Origin of the sequence: Microcoleus sp. S1D4 (assembly GCF_036700765.1) — a bacterium.
GTDB lineage: Bacteria > Cyanobacteriota > Cyanobacteriia > Cyanobacteriales > Microcoleaceae > Microcoleus.
Genome location: NZ_JAUBPP010000004.1, coordinates 162,012 through 177,837 on the forward strand (window position 1 = coordinate 162,012; position 15,826 = coordinate 177,837).

At 41.1% G+C, this 15,826-nt stretch carries 13 protein-coding genes; 3 read left to right on the forward strand and 10 right to left on the reverse strand.

Annotated elements, in window-relative coordinates; all coding sequences use genetic code 11:
• The first annotated feature begins 58 nt into the window (after positions 1-58).
• The 3 genes from QT998_RS06340 (at position 59) to QT998_RS06350 (ending at position 4,704) form a co-directional block, all read left to right on the forward strand.
• Positions 59-586, forward strand: coding sequence for a type IV pilin-like G/H family protein (locus QT998_RS06340; RefSeq protein ID WP_333114732.1), 528 nt, complete (start codon positions 59-61; stop codon positions 584-586).
• Between the two features lie 259 nt (positions 587-845).
• Positions 846-3,095 carry an O-linked N-acetylglucosamine transferase, SPINDLY family protein gene (locus QT998_RS06345; RefSeq protein ID WP_333114734.1) on the forward strand — a complete coding sequence of 750 codons (2,250 nt, stop codon included), beginning with the start codon at positions 846-848 and terminating at the stop codon, positions 3,093-3,095.
• Positions 3,096-3,114: 19 nt separating this feature from the next.
• Positions 3,115-4,704 (forward strand): hypothetical protein, encoded by a 1,590-nt coding sequence (locus tag QT998_RS06350; RefSeq protein ID WP_333114737.1) that lies wholly within the window; start codon positions 3,115-3,117, stop codon positions 4,702-4,704.
• Between the two features lie 122 nt (positions 4,705-4,826).
• On the opposite strand, the gene QT998_RS06355 is transcribed toward QT998_RS06350, so the two are convergent.
• The 10 genes from QT998_RS06355 to QT998_RS06400 all read right to left on the reverse strand — a co-directional run bounded on the left by QT998_RS06355 (position 4,827) and on the right by QT998_RS06400 (position 15,767).
• Positions 4,827-6,461 (reverse strand): glycosyltransferase family 9 protein, encoded by a 1,635-nt coding sequence (locus QT998_RS06355; protein ID WP_333114739.1) that lies wholly within the window; start codon positions 6,459-6,461, stop codon positions 4,827-4,829.
• Positions 6,462-6,491: 30 nt separating this feature from the next.
• On the reverse strand, positions 6,492-8,156 hold the full coding sequence (locus QT998_RS06360) for an FkbM family methyltransferase (RefSeq protein WP_333217954.1): 1,665 nt from the start codon (positions 8,154-8,156) through the stop codon (positions 6,492-6,494).
• Between the two features lie 210 nt (positions 8,157-8,366).
• Positions 8,367-9,626, reverse strand: coding sequence for a class I SAM-dependent methyltransferase (locus QT998_RS06365; protein ID WP_333114742.1), 1,260 nt, complete (start codon positions 9,624-9,626; stop codon positions 8,367-8,369).
• Positions 9,627-9,655: 29 nt separating this feature from the next.
• On the reverse strand, positions 9,656-10,102 hold the full coding sequence (locus QT998_RS06370; protein ID WP_333114743.1) for a hypothetical protein: 447 nt from the start codon (positions 10,100-10,102) through the stop codon (positions 9,656-9,658).
• A 163-nt stretch (positions 10,103-10,265) separates the two neighbouring features.
• On the reverse strand, positions 10,266-10,772 hold the full coding sequence (locus QT998_RS06375) for a tetratricopeptide repeat protein (RefSeq protein WP_333114745.1): 507 nt from the start codon (positions 10,770-10,772) through the stop codon (positions 10,266-10,268).
• 96 nt (positions 10,773-10,868) lie between these two features.
• Positions 10,869-11,537: a Uma2 family endonuclease gene (locus QT998_RS06380; protein WP_333114747.1), complete on the reverse strand. Its 669-nt coding sequence runs from the start codon at positions 11,535-11,537 to the stop codon at positions 10,869-10,871.
• 145 nt (positions 11,538-11,682) lie between these two features.
• Positions 11,683-12,270: a Uma2 family endonuclease gene (locus QT998_RS06385; protein WP_333114749.1), complete on the reverse strand. Its 588-nt coding sequence runs from the start codon at positions 12,268-12,270 to the stop codon at positions 11,683-11,685.
• A gap of 124 nt (positions 12,271-12,394) precedes the next feature.
• Entirely contained in the window at positions 12,395-13,171 is a 777-nt protein-coding gene (locus tag QT998_RS06390; protein WP_333114751.1) for a Uma2 family endonuclease, read from the reverse strand.
• 205 nt (positions 13,172-13,376) lie between these two features.
• Positions 13,377-14,900 carry an MlaD family protein gene (locus tag QT998_RS06395; RefSeq protein WP_333114753.1) on the reverse strand — a complete coding sequence of 508 codons (1,524 nt, stop codon included), beginning with the start codon at positions 14,898-14,900 and terminating at the stop codon, positions 13,377-13,379.
• An 84-nt stretch (positions 14,901-14,984) separates the two neighbouring features.
• Entirely contained in the window at positions 14,985-15,767 is a 783-nt protein-coding gene (locus QT998_RS06400; protein ID WP_333088993.1) for an ABC transporter ATP-binding protein, read from the reverse strand.
• Positions 15,768-15,826: the final 59 nt, after the last annotated feature.

Genomic DNA, 15,826 nt, shown 5'->3' on the forward strand with positions numbered 1-15,826 from the left:
GTAAGTTAAGTTTACGAGTTAGAAATCAAGCATCCCACGCCTCTAGGAGAAACAAACCATGAAAACCGAATTTAAAGCCAGATTCCTGCAACACCTCAACAAAAAGAGACAAGATAAAGGTTTTACCTTGATTGAACTGCTGGTCGTGATCATCATCATCGGTATTCTATCTGCTATTGCTTTGCCTTCCTTCCTCAACCAAGCCAACAAAGCTAAGCAGTCAGAAGCCAAGCAGTATACAGGTTCAATGAACAGAGCTCAGCAAGCAAAATATGCGGAATCTGGTGGCTTCGTAACAGACACCATTGATAAACTAGGAATTGGTATCAAAACTCAAACTACTAATTACGACTACGCAGTCTCAGGGAATGCCACCAGTAATGTTGCCAATCAGGGAATACCCAGGGTTGGTGCACTCAAAGCCTATACAGGATCGGTGGTTCTGGGTATAGTTGCTAGTACAAGTGAAGCAACTACGTTGGCAGTATTGTGCGAGAGTAAAGGAACCCAAACAACTGCACTCGCTGGGGAAGCTGTTAGCAATAATCCAGTCTGCACTGGTAACAGCATTGAAGTTTCGAAGTAGGAAAGGCATTAGCTTGAGAATGTTTTTTGCTGGCATAGCCTAAAATTTTTGGGAGAGTGGGTAGTGTCTGTGTACGCTACCCACTCTTCTTAGAGGATAATAGGACTTGCGTAATTTGTTATTGCCAGCGAAGCGATAGCTGTCATACAGTAATTTTAAGCTTTGTTTGGCGATAGCTCTCCTTTAGCTACGTTCCCCTCGCAATAACATTCGGGGTTGCATAAGTTGTCAACCAGTAATTTTTGAGAATCTTGCATTTATGATTGCTAGTTCGCTGTCTCCTGAGCCTGCCCTTTGGCAGCAACAAGCCCATCAATACCTGCTCAGAGGTGATTATAGTCAAGCTGCAAACTTATACGAGCAGGCGATAGAAGACGAAGCTGATACTAAGTCTTGTTACTGGTATTTAGGGTTGATGTTGCTGTTGCAAGGGCAAGAGGCAGAAGCTCAGACAACTTGGTTGCTTGGCATGGCAGAGGGAGAGCCGGAACAAGTTGAGCAGTGGACAGCCGAACTGATTGAGGTGCTGCAAGCGGAAGCTGTTCGCAGGGGGAATCAGGTAGACTATTTGCTAGCTTGGACAATCCGCCAACATATAAGGGAGATTAATCCCACCGATATTAATAACCTGTTGCATTTGATAGGGCTGTCCATCCTCCTTGATAACTACACAGGAGATGAACTAAATTCTCTGAGTGTAATAGAACTCCTCCAATCGGAACCACCGATAGAAGTAGAGTTTGAGCTATTAATGCAAGTGTTGAAAAGTGTTTTAGATTGCGATCCTTTTCACCCGTCAGCTCTGGAATTAGCGGAAGCCTGTCTCCCCCATGTCCGCGAGCCTCAAGCTTTTGTCCAACTTATGATTGTAGCCTGTATAAAAATTTCGTCGTCGTCGGCGACACTAGCAGCTAGTTTTGGTGAGATAGGCCGCCGTTTAGATTTTGAAAATTTAGATATTTGGCAAAGGTTGACTCTTTTACATCATTTGGCGGCTTGTTACCAAAATGCTAGGCAATACGAAAAAGGTATAGAACTGGCTAAATTGTGCTATTCCTTATCAGAAGAATTACCAGATCAAGTTTATGCAAATTACAAGATTCTTCGAGGGTTGATGGGTGCAGTTGGATATTGGGAAGAAGTCTGTTCGGTCATGAAAAGTCACCAGTCACAATTGCAGTCTCTGATAGATCAACAGGCGACATCGCTGATTCAAACGAGAGTTCAAAGTTTGTTGACTACAACTTTCTTTTTCCCATACTTTCAAGATCGGGCGAAAAATAACAGACAACTTCAAAACCAAGTGGCTAAACTGTGCCAAACCAACATTGAAATCTATGCCAGGGAGGATGTAGAGCGATTTCGCCAGGGAAACTTAGCTCGTCGCAATCTTGGTGCTACTGCCAAGCCTTTGAAGATTGGCTACCTATCCCATTGCCTGGGAAGACATTCTGTGGGCTGGCTGGTGCGATGGCTGTTTCAGTATCACGACCGCGATCGCTTTCAACTTTATACCTATTTCATGGCTTATAGAAAAAAGCCGATATACGATTGGTTAGAAGAATTTTATGTTGAGCAATCCGATCAAGCTCATAAAGGTAGTTTTTTTCCGGGGGAAATGGCTGAGCAAATTTATCAGGATGAGATTGATATTCTGATAGATCTAGACAGCATTACTCTGGATTTGACTGGTGAAGTGATGGCGCTCAAACCGGCACCTATTCAAGTTACTTGGTTGGGTTGGGATGCTTCTGGGCTGCCCGCTATTGATTATTTTATTGCCGATCCCTATGTTCTGCCAGAGTCAGCCGAGGATTATTACAGCGAAAAAATTTGGCGCTTGCCTCAAACCTATATAGCTGTGGATGGTTTTGAGGTGGAGGTACCCACTCTGCGCCGCGACCATTTGAATATTCCGAGCGACGCTGTTATATATCTTAGTTCTCAGGTTGGCTACAAGCGGCATCCTGACACAGCGCGATTACAAATTAAGATTCTGGCAGAAGTACCGAACAGTTACTTTTTAATCAAGGGTGGGGCCGATAGAAAAGCAATTGAACGCTTTTTTACTCAGCTAGCGGAAGAAGAGGGTGTGGAGGGCGATCGCCTGCGATTTTTGTCGCAAGACCCCTCAGAAGCCTTTCACCGAGCTAACTTAGGCATCGCTGACATAGTTCTCGATACCTACCCGTATAACGGAGCTACAACCACCTTAGAAACTCTGTGGATGGGTATTCCTCTGGTAACGCGAGTTGGCGAGCAGTTTGCTGCTCGTAACAGCTATACGATGATGATGAATGTGGGTGTAACTGAAGGAATTGCTTGGACGGATGAAGAGTATGTGGAGTGGGGAGTTCGCTTGGGTAAGGATTCGACTTTGCGACAACAGATAGCGTGGCGGCTGCGGCAATCAAGGCAAACATCTCCCCTCTGGAATGCCAAACAGTTTACTCGTGAAATGGAGAATGCTTACGAGCAGATGTGGCATAAATATTGTGATAACAATTAGTCTATCGAGATGGTTTAGCGTGAAAATATCTAAGTATATTAGCTTTTTCAAAAAATATGATTATCTAACTGTTTTCTTGTTCATCTTGATGTTTTGGTTTCTCCTATTGATCACAAGTGGTTCGCTGTTTTCTGGATATCACTTTACTGATGACCATGAAATAGCTCATATTAACTATAATTTTATAGTTGAAAAGCTCGGTATTTTTGAAGTAAGCAGTCAATGGATTCACAATGATTTACTAACTGGAAGGTTCCGACCATTTTATTATATTCATAGAATCCTTCAAACAAGATTACTAGGAATTAACTTCGCTTGGTGGTCACTTTATACCGGAATGTTAGGAGTTTTTACTACATTCTTCCTATTCATGTTTGGAAGGTTGATCAATTTTTCAATAATAGAAGCTTTACTATTTTCTTTTTTAATAACTCTAGGGCCGCAATCAGCAGTCTGGTGGCAACTTGGGCCTAATGAAACAATAGGTACATTTTTACTAGCGGGTGCTTTAGTATTTGCAGCGCTGAGTGAGAGAGCTAATAAATACAAAAAAATCTATGAAGGATTATTCATTTTTTTTGTATTGATAATGTCTTTGTCTAAAGAAAGTTTTATTCTTATGATTCCAGCTATCGCCTCGATTAAAGTTTGGATATCTCATCAGATGAGAACTTTATCATGGCCTGAATCTCTCAAAAAAAATATTTTATCACTATCATTTTTGGGTATATTTTTTTTAACAGAACTTTGGATTTTAAAATTTTATATTGGGCTAAATCCTGATATTGGATACGCGGGAGTTGATGCACTTAATATTTCCAGTATTATCAACGCTACTCAAAGTTTAAGTCAGGCTGGTTATTGGTGGCTCATATTAATAAGTTTGATATCAATTAGATTAACTATTAAGCCCCCTTATGCTCAATCTCTCCCCCCGATTTTAAATGCTTTGTATTTTCCGGTTATTTTACTTTTGTTAGTTGCAATACCTCAAATATTGCTTTATGCCAAGTCTGGAATTGTTCAACGATACATATTACCCGGAATTTTTGGTTATGCTTTTTTAATAATAACTCTCTACAATTATCTGAATAAAACTTATAAATTTGCAGCTAAGTTAATTTTATTATTAATTATGATTACGTTGAGCTTTAACTTGAGTTTAGCTTGGGATGCGGCACATACTTTTGGGCTAGAAGGGAAATCTACCAATGCTTTACTGCGAACAATAGAAGCCAAAACTCAGGTAAACGATCCAATCTTAATTGTTTCAAACCCTCACCTTTCCTATGAATGGAGTTTGTCAATCAAAAAGTATCTTAATTACATATCAAATAGAAAGAATTTGTATTTTCATAGTTATGTGAGTCCCCAGAATTATTTCTTTAAAAAAATAGCCAGCTTTTATAATCATCAGACTTTGGATAAAATTAAAGATAAAACAGATTTCCAATGTGTTGTGCTTTTTCCGTACCAGAAAGGCATATTTTTCAGTAAGTCATATTGGTTTTTGAGGGATAAGTTTGAGGAGTATGAATTTGGAAATTTTAATCGTAACTTAAACAAAAATACGAAAATTCAACTTTATTGTAGTAAAATCTACCACTAGGGTGGGTATTGCGACTTTTAGATATCTCTGCGTTGGCGAATTGTAAAATCGCAGCGCCCACCCTAAAAGAAAATGAATACTTTTTAGGTAACGTACGGAAAATAATTGGGGTTATTAAAAGCTTAATTGAAACTGAATAAATTTAAGACTATTTTCTCCGCTTTTACCTGCGCGATCGCGTCTTTATTCTCATTATTTAATATAATTCTACCATCAAGGCAAGTCATCAGAGTTTCCCACTGAATTTCACTTAACCGCCCCATCAGTGAAATTTCCGGTCCCTCAGAAACATCTAAATCCTCTTCCATCAGTAGATTAATCGCCACGCTAGATAAAACTAGATTGGCATCTTCATCAGAAATGTTGCTCGTATCTATCAGTAGAGTCATCTCGCTTTTATCTGGGTGAGCCATAATAGCTTTAATGACACTTCCTAAATCTTCGGCGATTAATTCTTCAGACTGGCTCCAGTCGGGAAATATAATTAGGTTGATATCTCTTAATCCGAGATCGTTACTAAGAGCATCAACTATACGATGCTGAGGCACTCCCTCATCTGCCCATGCGTAGTCTTTGTTAAAACTATCAATCCACTCTTGTAACAATTTGCTATAGTCTTCATCAGTGACTGGCAATTTTTGACCAGGACATATTTTCGGCATTAATTCAGTTTGTACAAATAATTTTAACTGGGGATGCCAGCCGTATCGCTCCACCGTATATAAGATTGAGCGAACCGCTTTGAAATACTGTTCTGTTCTTTGTAGAATAAAAGTGTTTACATAGCCTAAATAGTAATTAAAATCAATCACAATTGGTCGATGAAAATCTCGACGTGATTCCGAAAAACTTTTTGTGAAAGCAGTGTAAATACATTCAATTAAGTGTTCCACTGGTACATCTGTCATCTCTAAAATTTGTTCAGATGACATTCCCCAATAGTCAAAATCATGGGCAATGGAACCATAGGCAGATGTTGATTTTGACAATAACTGAATCATTGGTAATGGTTTAGCCCAGTCTGTAAGAGCTATTTGGGTGATGCCACTTGAACAGCCGATAAAAAGGTGACAATACTTAGTCAATTCAGCAGTTTCCCTCATAGTAAGAGTGCTACCATCAATGATTCCGGGATTTCCTTGAGGAATTGGGAAATTAGATGAAAGAATAACTTGGCAATCTGGCAGCCTAGAAATTAGCCCTTGAGCCACATATAAAGCATAGTTCGGTGTAACAAAAGACTGACCGCTTTTCGATGCACATTCAAACAAAATTACATGACTCGATTGCTGCAAATTATGCTTTTCAGCAAAACTTTGGACTTTTTCAACCTCATTGCTTCGCAATCGTAAGATATTCTGTATGGGAACGGTTATAGGTTTTGGATAAGCTCTAAAAATAGATGGTCGAACAGTACCGTCGTAATTTTGAAAGTTATTGGGATAAATTTGGGTCAAAAATATTTCATCAAAATCACCACGCTCAGCACGAGCTTTTGCCTGATTTTCAAAATCATACCAAGCTGCTGCCATGTCAGCCCAACCAGCTAAAGGAACTTCCCAAATTTCATCAACAAATGGGTTTTCTTCAACTGTCCCCTTACAAATAGATGAAATCGCCCAAGTCAGATGGCAATTGGGATAATCCTGCTTGATTTGTCGAGCCAGTATAGTCGTATAGAGACAATCCCCATTGGAGCCAAGCTGGCCAAGTAGGATTCGTTTACCGTAATTACTTGTGGCACTTTTCATCATCATTTTTATTAAAAAACAGTAGTTTGATAGAGACTAATTTTTCTGAAAAACCAGCATTCCAAAGGTATAGCTGATATTTGCTCCCGGAGAAAAGTAACCAGGTTTGATTACTGCATCTCCCAAAGACCAATCTACAGGCTCAACTAAATTTAAACCACAATTTTTACATTCTCCTATCAAATTTTTAGTGTCGTTTTCATCCAACGGATTCCAGAGTTTATCGTAAAGCTTGAAGTCTGGCTTCAGTTTCGGTGTCCAATAATCAAAAGTTACATACAATTTGCCATTTTCGCTCAAAAGTCGAGAAACTTCTGTGGCGAATTTTTGGAAATCTACTTCATGTTCTATGACTGAAAGACAAGTTATATTCGTGAAGTAACTATCGGGAAGTTTGGTATCCATGAGATCGCCAATCATGTATTTGACTTCTTCCAGAGGCACATCAGGAGGTTGAAGGTCAATCCCATATTTTTCACCTTGAACATTTTTCAAAACCGCATTCTTTAAAATATAAGAGTCAGAACTACCCATGTCTAAAAGATTACCGTCTGATAAATCAAAGATGATGTGAGCGATATCCCAGTCTTTACAGACAAGATTATGGGAAGCATAGCCATTTCTATGTAGATAATCAGTACATTTGTAAATTTCATCTCGAAATTTCAAAAATTTACATACAGATGGTTTAGTAGGCGCGTCCCTCTCTGATTTATTAGTTAAATTAGCAGCGCGAGATATCCGATTTTTATTCCCTTTGATTTTAGTTTTAGCATCCCTTAAATATATATTATTACTGCTTGCGTAGTCTCGAAGACGATTTACTATTGGCAGATTTTCTATCCCTTGCTTTACCAGTTCAGGAACTTGAGCTAAACTTTCAATAATATTATCAGCAAAGTTATAATTTGAGTCATTGCCATAATTCAGAGTAAGATACTCTAGAAGTTCTAGGGCATAATCAGTATAGTCCATGACATCAGCTATACAAGCCAGCTTCAAAATTCGCTCAGGTGTCTGTAAATGTGTATTTAAGTTGGGGCGTATCAAATCGCGGAGATACAAGGCATCAGCCCATACTAATGATCCAGGACGATTTGGGGAAACAATTGGTGAAGTTGTACGCACTGCACGTCCCGTACTAACAATTAAATCAAACAATGTAAAATCTTGGTTTCTGAGATAAATATCTAGATCCCCGAAGAGAGGCTGATTGACGTATATATCAGTAAACTCAACTTCACTATAAACTGCGAGAATGCTTTTGTCTAAAATTTCAGAAGCTCCTTCTAAAACAGAAAGTTCTCCACCCTGAACATCAAGGTGAATAAAGTCAATTTCTTTAATTTTTTCTGATTGGCAAAAAGTATCTAGAGTTGTTGTTTCAACTTCGATAGTACGATCTAATTGAATTAAATCTATATACCCGTTAAACCGCTGCATATATGACTCATTTGGTTGATACAAAGAACTACATCCGGGATATCTAGTTACATAAAGTGTTTGTTTTCCTATACTATTCCAAAGAGCTAAGGGAATGTGAGACTCAGCCCAATTAACTTGTCTAGCTTCAATCTCTGCGTTAGCTAAATTACAAGCCTCTTTATCAGCATCAAATCCTAAGATAGTTAAGTTAGGTGCAAACAGATGCCAGCCTTTACTGGCATAGTCATCCTCATTGACTATTTTGCGTGAACCCACAATACATATTGTCATGTGAATTTTATCTAAATGACCACTTTGCTTTAGGCTGGACAAGAAAAACGACATATTTAAGCCTCTGAATTTAATTAACCTTACATCTGAATCTAAATTGATATCACTCTCTAAATCATATTACATTACCGTTGGTAAAAATGTGACTAATAAAGTTATGTGTCATAAATACCCTTAGCGCTTTGGTATTTATAGCTAGTATTTGATAATCTCAATATTGGGCAGAGGGAATATCATGCCAACACCACTATTCAAAACTTCTTGTTCGCGCTCAATAAATTCTTCTTTGAAGTGCCAAGGCAACACCAGGTAATAATCAGGCTTCCTGGCCCTTGACTCCGCTTCACTAACGATCGGTATATCTGTACCAAGAGTATACGCACCGTATTTATCAGGGTTTCTCTCGGCTGCAACATCCACAAGGCGATTATCAATTCCACACCATTGCAAAATAGTATTGCCTTTAGTGGAAGCTCCATAAACATGAATGCTCTTGCCTTCTTTTTTAAGCATCTTTAACATCGAAGTTAATTGCTCTTTATGTACGTTAATTCGGTCTTGAAAATTTTTGTACGGCTTATCTGTATCAAGCTCCATATCAAACTCTTCTTGACGTAACCGCTTAATGCGTTGCGAAGCCTCTTTATTCTTGTAAACGAAGTTATCAATATGCGTCGCATAACAACGAATACTGCCACCGTTGATATCATTTAGTATAGCATCTACTATCTTCAGTTCAGCTTTTTTAAGAACATACTCCAATACTGCTAAACTGTAATACTCCAAATGCTCATGGCAAATAGTATCATAGGAATTCATTTTCAGCATTGATGGCATATATGACATTTCAAAAATCCACACTCCATCATTGGCTAGCACTCTCTTAATTTCTTGGCAGAAACTTACAGGATCTTCAAGGTCATAAAACATCGCAATTGATGTAATAATGTCAAATTTTTCGCCTTGCAACACATTAATGAGTTCTTCTGAAGGAAAAATATCTTGGATTGCAGTAATGTCTCCAGTAATCTCTTGAGCTACATCAGACGGATCAACTCCAAACTTAAGAAATTCTTTTGGATAGCACTTCAGCAAAGTGCCATCATTGCAACCAATATCTAATACATATGCTTTGTCTTTACCAATAAGCGATGCCCCCTCTTCGGCAATTTCCCGCAAGTGGTTTCGCATGGTATGATTCGTGCCGGAACGATACCAGTACGCAGAATACAACACTTCCGGCGGAACGGTATGTTCCATTTGTAGCAAACCGCAAGCTTTTTCATCCCTAGTTGGATCGCAACGCACAAGAGAGGTGGCAATTTTTCTAATTGGTGGTTCCTCTTTCCCTGGCTTTATGAATGAACCTTGCAGATGCTGTTCGCCCAGATTGATGACATTTGTGAGAGCGGAAGAGCCGCATACACGGCAAGTCTTACGATGAATTAGATGCATTGTATTTCCTCTAAAAGTTGATATTCCAATTAAATAAAATTAATCTTTTTTACAATCCCTAATAAATTTTTATCAATTTCATCAATACACTTATTTCGCTCCAAGTTAAGAACAGCAAGCTGCTTTACAACTATATTTTTTTCCTTGAACGCAACATTTTCAAAATCATACACTTTTTCCTGTTCGTGCCATAATTTGCAATTGACTTCTGCAAGCTGTGAGAAGACTTCGCCGATACTCCCTGTTATATCTGGTACAAAATTAGATTCTTCTTTGTACACTTTATTCGAGGCAAATGTGAGTTTTTCTATAGGAATTTTTCCGGATATAGCAGCATTCACAAATTCGTTAATCTCATTCTGAAGCTGCTTTTCTTGAAGAGAAAGGCTGTTGAGCCTAATTTCGTCTTCAGAATGCCACTGTTTCAGTTTAATAATTGTCAACTTGTCGCAGAGAGATCCAAGTGTTTCAGCCATAGAATTTAAGATACTTTGTAGATAAAAAATATTGTTTAATTGCTTTGAACTTAACAGTTGTTTCTTGGTCAAGCTAAGTATCTAAGCGGAGATCCAGCAACATCACAACTCCTAACCACCAGTTTATACTAATTCTTAGCGATCGCTCCCCTCTCTTTCCCCTCTACTTTTTTACCTGTCCCAACAATACCTTATAATCAGCTCTGTCAGGATTTAGCTTCACCAACTTTTCCAAAGGCTCGATCGCCCCTTTGCCATTATTCATCTCCAACCGCACATTAGCCAACCCCTCCAGAGCAGTCTGATTCTGAGGTTCCCGCTGCAAAACCGTCTCATATCCCCGTTCCTGCGCCACCAGCAGAGATTCCTGAGAAACAGCAGCAGCCACCGGTTTTTGTTGGTGCTGGCTGCTCAAACCGCTGCTGAACAGACTCACAATACCAAAAATCGCAGAACCAGCAAAACCTACCATCGATACTAACGCAAAAATCTGTTTAGTTCGATCGCCCTTATTAACTGGACGAGGGCTAGATTTTTTCTGTATACTTTCCATTGCTAACTCTTGGCCTCGCTGTTTTCCCGGCACTCGTAAAGCGCCTATATCTAGATTGCCCAAGTTCGATCGCAAAACGATCGCCCTTCGCCATTTAAAATTTGAGACCAATTCCATTCCAATACACAAAATCTGAGATTTGTCAAGGACATTTAGGAAACAATAACACGCGCACGATCTCGATCGGTGAAGGGCGATCGCACCCCTGCATCTTTAGCCGTTATCCTCCGGCAATTCTCCAAACTGATCTCGATAACGCGCCAGCAAAGATTCCAGTTCAGCAGCACGTTGCCGTTCCGCTTGCAAAGCTGAAGCCAATTCATCGGGAATCAATAATTTCTCCCCATTATCTTCCCGATAAAATCCAATCAGTTTGCCTTCTATTTCTAACCGCAGTTGCAATACTTCGCTGCGATGATCTCTGATTAATTCATACCCATCTTCCCCCAATCGATACCCGCGCAATTGTTCCCTAATCCATTCACCTCTAGGGTCAAACAACCAATATTCCTGAACTTCTATCCCCTCGTACAATTCTTTTTTATTATTTTGATCTTCCGACTTTGTACCTGGTGATGTAATTTCAAAAATTACTTTCGGCACTTGCCCTTCTTCCCAGATTTTGTAATTATCTCTGCCACCAGGTTCTACATCAAAAATCACCATCACGTCTGGTGCTACACGGATTTTTGGGAAACCTTGAGCGTAGTATAAAAATTGGTTTGCTAAAACAGTAGCTCGACGGTCTGCAAAGTATTGTTTTAAGACTTCTAAAGTAGTTAAGATTGCATAAACATGGTCGTAAGTTTCTGCCACTGGTTCTCCATCAGCGCTAGGGTATACGATTTCAGAAGTTTTGAGGGTGGGAACGACTGTTGTCATGGTCGTGCTTCCTTTGAGTTGTAGATTTATTATAAACTTTTTTGATGCAACTAAGTAGGTTAATTTAATTAAACGTAAAACTATCTCGTGCTTTAGAGTCCCGACTTATTCAAAAATTGGGGGTTCTGGTATGATCTATTTTTGACTACAAATCCCCATCGATCGCCCTTTTGAATTCCTTAATTGCCTCAACATGACTCGGCATATTAACACACCTGACGAGTAAACCAATATCCAGTTCTGGGAGCAATTCGGAACTGCCAATCTCTTCGTATCCTTGCTCTCTGAGAGCATACAGAGACAGTCGGCTGTTTTCCCAAAACCAGACTTCAGGGATTTGCAGCCGTTTGTAAGCCTCTAGCTTATCAATTCCGCCGCTAGTGACGACTACTTCGAGCGCTAAATCTGGACGTTCTCTATCAGCACCCAATTCGTAAGACTTGTCTGCTTCACACTTCACCAGTCGCGATTCATTTTCTAAAGTCAGAGACTCCGTAGGGGTGAAATCGATTCCGGCCGCCATCATGTAAGTTTCTACCAACGCACCGATACGTCCCTTGGCTGTTTCGTGTTTTCTTCCAGGCATTTTCTGAATCTCCAGTATCCCATCTAAAAATGACAGCCGAACCCCTGGAATATCCAGCATCGGTTCTAAGGTTTTGAATTGTTCCCAGGTTAAGCCTGGAAATAGTAACGGCCGATCTAATTTTTCTTCTAATGTTGTTGCAGTCATGGCGCTCCTTAATTCCCAATCGAAAATCGAAAATCTCAACTCTAAAATCGATCGCTCTGCCTCCTTGATTCCCAATTATTCAATCGAAACTCGAAAATCGAAAATCGATCGACCTCCCACACCTTCAAATGCCATCAGGATCGATGCCTTGGCTTCTCAAGTATGCCATTAGTCGATCGGCCCTCTGGCGTTCATCTTCGGCCCTCTGGCGTTCATCTTCGGCGCGCTGGCGTTCCTGTTCCACCCGTTCTACACCCCACAGCAGCAAATTGCCATTCTCATCCCACCAGCCCAACCAATAACCGGTTCTCTGAGATTTTTCACCTTCCCAAACCCCCAGAAATAAACCCATTGATTCTATCCAGAATCGCTGATTAGCATCCAGTTCTTGCAGTTCGTATTCTCCCGATGTCGAGAGTCTGTACACTTCCAATACCCCCGATTTCGGTTCAAAAATTACATAAATCGGGACTTGCAAAATTCGCTCATAAAACCGCCATTTTCCGTAAGGATATGTCGGTTTATTTGAATATTCACTGCCGTCAGTATCCGATAAAAATTCCATCACTACTGCGGGTACTTCTCCCTCAGCATTGCGCGTATAGCTGCGGCGAACTTCTCCTGGTTCTGCTGGCAATACCGAGGGAACGTACACCCAATCGGGTGCTTTTACTACTGTTTTGTCGTTAACTTTGGCACAGAGTCCAAAATTGGAAGCTATTAGCATTGAAGCTAGGATAAATCCTGCGAGATCCAAGGCTTCTCGCAGGGCGGCGGCTAAAAGTGGTTGGTCGATATTTTCCACAGGATCGTCGGGTAATTTAAAGTCGTCTGGCAATTTTTCCCAAGTTACAGTATACTGGGTTTTGGTTTCAGCCGGTTTCGATAATGTTTGCGTCATTGGTTTTCCTTGTTTTGAGTGAAAGAGTTTTTTGTTAATAGGATTTGGACAATAACTTTAATGCCTGGGTGCGGACTTGGCACCTTACTAACTGTAAGGTGCGAATTGCGAACCTTACCCCTGTTTAACGCAGAGAATGCAGATTTAAGAAACATAAGAACTCGCAAATCTTGCAATAATTGCGGTTATTCAATGATACCATGTTTTAAGGGGTATTTTCTGGAGCAACTGGTTCTGCTGACCTTGCAGTTTTAGGAGGTATAACAGGTAATTTTTGCTGTTTGTGCAAGCTAGGAAATCCCGGTTCTACTGATTGATTTTCCACAGTTGTAATCGCATTTTTTTTCTCAGAAAGTGGCGCTAATGTTTGAGCGACTTTAACTTGCTGTCGCAGTTGTTCTGTCGAACCCAACAAGTTTCCCAATCCTTTGAACAATTGGCGAATGTTGTTGCGAAGTTCCGGGTTTCCTGTCAATTCATCCACGTCGGAAGTAATTTTCTGCAGGTTTTGAAATGTAGCTCGTGCCGAATCTAGAGTTTGCTGCAATAATAGCAAAGTGGCGGGATTGTCGATCTGGCTGGACAAATTTCGCAAATTAACAGAAGCTTGGGCGGCATTGGCTGAGAGAATTTCTAAATTGTTCAGCAATTGTCCTTGGTTGATGCGGTTAATTGTCGGGCTCAAACTGCTGACAGCTACCCGCAATTCTTGACTACTTTGATTGATGTTGTTTAAAGTCGAGACTAAACTGGCACGGTTGGTTACTACTAAAGCGTTGAGTTGGTTGGCTGTTAATGTAATTTGATTGGCTGCTTTAGTTACTGAATTGGCAGAATCGATCGCAGCGGCAGATACGGCTTTTGTGGAAGTGTCGGCTGTAGCTGCTACTTTAGAAACATCTGCGGCGACTCCTGATATTTCTCCCTTGACCGATTGATTTAAACTGCTTGCTTCTCCTTTTAAGGATTGATTCAAACTGCCTATTTCGATTTGTAAGGATTTAGTTAAACTATTGGCTTCTCCTTTTAACGATTGATTTAAAGTTCCTAGTTCGTTGGTTACTGATTTACTTAAAGTGCCAACGTCTCCCCTGACGGATTGATTCAAGCTTTTTATTTCTGCTTTGGCAGTTTGAGTGAGAGCCGATAAATCTTGAGTTAGTTTAGCTGCACCTTGAGCTGTGTTGGCTGTATCGCGTGCAATTGATTTAATACTGTCGAATAGGGCGGGGTCGGTGTATAAATTAGCTAGGCGGACTGTGGAGCGAATTAGCTCGTCTAGACTGACTCCTGCTTGACCTTTTAAGCGGGAATTTTTGCAGATTATTGCAGGGGGACAGTCGGCACTAATGGGATTGGCGGTAAGTAATGAGTCTGGCAAAATTGAGTTGGGGGTAATGTCGATCGACGATTCGCCAATTAAACCCGATTTATTCGCTTCGATTAGCACATCGCGGGGAATGACTAAAGTGCCGGGGGCAATTTCCAGTGTGACGTCTACGCCGTTGGAGCTGGCTTTGAGGGCGGTAATTTTACCGACTGCAACCCCGCGATACCTGACGGGCGTGCCTATTTGCATTCCCTGGGCGCTGGCAAATTCTACGGCGAATTTGTAGCTGCGGTTGCCTAGCTGCACGCCCCGCAGCCAGAGGACTAAGCCTCCAAATAAGCCGATTCCTACTAAAATTAAGAATCCGACAGAACCTTCTCTCATCGTTCGCGATCGCATATTGGCTCCTTTGGCAGTTGGCAGTTGTTAGTTGGCAGTTGTTAGTTGGCAGTTGGCAGTTGTTAGTTGGCGGTTGGCGGTTGACTATCCAATCAGTTGAATAGGGCCGGTAACGCTGCCGCTAAAAAATTGTTTAATTAATAAATTATCTGTGGTTGCAATGTCGCTGACGGTTCCCTCCCACTGCACTTTGCCTTGATAGAGAAATATGATGCGATCGGCTGTGCGGCGGATGGTACTGTCTTGGTGGGTGACGATCGCATAAGTGCTGCAAACTCCTTGAGCTTTCTGCAAGTCGCGGATTAAATCTTCAATTACCGTACTGGCGATCGGATCTAAGCCCGCCGTCGGTTCGTCGTACAGCAAAACCTCTGGATTGTCCCTGTCATTATCGGGATTCGCCATGATGGCGCGGGCAAAACTTACCCGCTTCCGCATTCCCCCAGACAACTGCGCTGGATAGCGTTCGCCAATTCCCGGTAAACCCACCATATCCAACTTCTCCTCGACCAATTGCCGAATCCGGGGGCGCGGCAGCTTAGAATGCTGGTACAGTAAAAAACCGACATTCTCCTCCACCGTCAGCGAATCAAACAAAGCCGCTTGCTGAAACACCATCCCAATCCCGATCGGATCTGCCACGTCGTCTACCCATCCCACCCTGCGCTGTCCCTGAACAAAAACCTCTCCGGCATCGGGGGCCAACAAACCCGCAATTATCCGCAAAATCGTCGATTTCCCCGTCCCGGAAGGGCCAATAATTGCCAGGGCCTCTCCCCGATAAATGTTCAGATCGACTCGATCGAGGATCTGGTTCTGGCCGAAGGACTTACTTATCCCTTTGAGTTCGATTAGCGGCTCAGCCATAAGATGTTATCAATAAGTTGTCAGTCCTCAGTCATCAGTCTAGCTAATGACTGAGGACT

Excerpts from the sequence above, each read along its gene's own strand:
- QT998_RS06340 (WP_333114732.1), top strand. The coding sequence starts at position 59 with ATGAAAACCGAATTTAAAGCCAGATTCCTGCAACACCTCAACAAAAAG.
- QT998_RS06345 (WP_333114734.1), top strand. The coding sequence starts at position 846 with ATGATTGCTAGTTCGCTGTCTCCTGAGCCTGCCCTTTGGCAGCAACAA.
- QT998_RS06355 (WP_333114739.1), bottom strand. The coding sequence starts at position 6,461 with ATGATGATGAAAAGTGCCACAAGTAATTACGGTAAACGAATCCTACTT.
- QT998_RS06365 (WP_333114742.1), bottom strand. The coding sequence starts at position 9,626 with ATGCATCTAATTCATCGTAAGACTTGCCGTGTATGCGGCTCTTCCGCT.
- QT998_RS06370 (WP_333114743.1), bottom strand. The coding sequence starts at position 10,102 with ATGGCTGAAACACTTGGATCTCTCTGCGACAAGTTGACAATTATTAAA.
- QT998_RS06375 (WP_333114745.1), bottom strand. The coding sequence starts at position 10,772 with ATGGAATTGGTCTCAAATTTTAAATGGCGAAGGGCGATCGTTTTGCGA.
- QT998_RS06380 (WP_333114747.1), bottom strand. The coding sequence starts at position 11,537 with ATGACAACAGTCGTTCCCACCCTCAAAACTTCTGAAATCGTATACCCT.
- QT998_RS06385 (WP_333114749.1), bottom strand. The coding sequence starts at position 12,270 with ATGACTGCAACAACATTAGAAGAAAAATTAGATCGGCCGTTACTATTT.
- QT998_RS06390 (WP_333114751.1), bottom strand. The coding sequence starts at position 13,171 with ATGACGCAAACATTATCGAAACCGGCTGAAACCAAAACCCAGTATACT.
- QT998_RS06395 (WP_333114753.1), bottom strand. The coding sequence starts at position 14,900 with ATGCGATCGCGAACGATGAGAGAAGGTTCTGTCGGATTCTTAATTTTA.
- QT998_RS06400 (WP_333088993.1), bottom strand. The coding sequence starts at position 15,767 with ATGGCTGAGCCGCTAATCGAACTCAAAGGGATAAGTAAGTCCTTCGGC.